Source organism: Streptomyces sp. 8P21H-1 (genome assembly GCF_013302945.1).
In genome coordinates this window covers 1-2039 of sequence record NZ_JABTYA010000137.1, presented here as the reverse complement: position 1 = coordinate 2039, position 2039 = coordinate 1, and the positions used below count along the sequence as shown (strand labels likewise).

The following is a 2039-nucleotide window of genomic DNA, read 5'->3' as shown; positions in this document are numbered from 1 at the left end:
GTCCCGGCGCGGCCCCGGGGAGCCCGGCCGGCACCGGTGCCGGTGCCGCCGCCGGTCCGGCGGGCTCCTTCGGTGTCCGCCCGCCGCCGGGCGACGGGACGGAGTCCGGGAGCGGACGGTTCGTCATCCGGCTCATCCCGCGGAGCTGAACGCGGTGTTCATCTTCTTCGCCGCGTCCGCGGAGGCCGCCTTCACGTCCTTACGTCCGCTGACGATCTCCTGGAACATCGTCGGCAGCACCAGGGACGCGTCGATCTGGGACCAGGCGGGCGAGGCCGGGACGAACTTGGCACCGGCGCCGAGGGTCTCCACGAACGGCTCGACGAACGGCTCGCGCTTCGCGACGTCCTGGCGCACGTCCGTGAACGTCGGCAGGAAGCCCATCGCGTCGAAGAGCGCGCCCTGCGTCTTCTTCGACGCGAGCTGTTCCATCAGGTCGACGGCGAGCGTGCGGTGCGAGGTGCTGTTCAGGACACCGAGGTTGTTGCCGCCCGCGAAGGCGGGAGCGATGTCACCGGACTCCACACCGGGCAGCGGGACGACCGCGTACTTGCCCTTGACCTTCCCCGCCTCGATCGCCGCGTGGCTGAAGTCGCCGCCGATGGCCATGCCGGCCTTGCCGGAGGCGAACGCCGTGACGGTGTCGTTGCCGCCCATGCCCGCGCACTTGGCGGCCGGGCAGTTGTCGTCGCCGAAGAGCGAGGTGTACGCCTTGATGCCCTTCTGGGCCTGCGCGCTGTCGATCGTGGAGGCGTACGATCCGCCCCTGCCCTCGGCGATCTCGCCGCCGTTGGCCCAGATGAACGGCATCGCGCCGTACGTGTACGCGCCGCCGACCGCGAGGCCGTACAGCTCCGGCTTCGCCTGCCGGATCTTCCTGGCGGTGCTGATCAGCTCGTCCTGGGTCTTCGGTACGTCGAGGCCCAGCTCCTCGAAGACGTCGGTGCGGTAGTAGAGCGCGCGCACGCCGACGAAGTACGGGGCGCCGTAGATCTTCCCGTCGACCGTGACGGACTGCTTGGCGGTCGGGTCGGTGTCCTTGGACTCGCTCCAGTCCGTGAACTCCTTCGTGACGTCAGCGAGGCCGCCGTCCTTGACGTACCCGGCGGTGTCCGTGTTGCCGTACTCGATGAGGTCGGGCGCGCTCTTCGGGTCGTTGAAGGCGGCCTTGATCTTCTCGGCGCGGGTCTCGACGGGGATGTACTGGACGTCGACCTCCGTGCCCTCGTGGGCCTTCTCGAAGGCGGTGACGACGCTGTCGACGACCTTCTCCTTCGGGGCGTTGGTGACCTCCTGGAAGAGCCACACGCGCAGCGTGCCGCTCTTCTCGTCCTTGCCGCCGGAGTTGTCGGAGGACTCCGGGGCGCAGGCGGTCGCCATGAGCCCGGCCACGACGAGCGCGGCGATCGGGGCGGCCGTACGGGCAGAGAGGTGCGCGAACTTCATGAGGGCGTCCTCCGGGGGCGCGTTGCAACATGTGCAATGGCGGTTTTGCTCTGCACAACACCCGGGAGGCTATGGAGTACATGAACGTGCCCACAAGAGGTCTCCACCACTCTGTGACCGGCGAAAGCACTCCGTGCAACGGAGGGATGGGACAAAGACCCCGGATGTGTCGAGAGCGCACGCGGGGGGGGGCACCCGGCCCGGCTGCCCGGCCGGCCCGGCTGCCCGGCCGGGCCGGCGGCCGGAAAACGCGGTCCGGATCCGGGACCGCGACCGGCACCGAGCCCGGAAGCGGGTCCGGAACCGGAATCAAGGCAAAGTCCGAAATGAGGACCAGGTCCGAAAACCGGACCGGGACCGGACCGGGGCCGGACCGGGGCCGGACCGGGACCGGACTCGGCGCCGGGTCCGGAAGCAGACCCGAGCCAGAAAGCAGGGCCAAGCCCGCACGCAGGACCGGGACCAGTGGACCTGGGGCCGGAAGCAGGGCCGAGCCCCGAGGCAGGCCCAGGGCCGGAAGCAGGCCCAGGATCAGGATCAGACCCGGCCTCCGAACCGGAGCCGAGTCCGGAAGCAGGCCCCAGCCAGAAAGC

At 70.2% G+C, this 2039-nt stretch carries 1 protein-coding gene; it reads right to left on the bottom strand.

Annotation, left to right across the window (positions count from 1 at the left end):
- Positions 1–132: 132 nt before the first annotated feature.
- On the bottom strand, positions 133–1446 hold the full coding sequence (locus HO151_RS02445; RefSeq protein ID WP_173894482.1) for an extracellular solute-binding protein: 1314 nt from the start codon (positions 1444–1446) through the stop codon (positions 133–135).
- Positions 1447–2039: the final 593 nt, after the last annotated feature.

What these genes read in the sequence shown, in the direction of transcription:
- HO151_RS02445 (WP_173894482.1), bottom strand. Translation starts at nt 1,446, where the DNA reads ATGAAGTTCGCGCACCTCTCTGCCCGTACGGCCGCCCCGATCGCCGCG.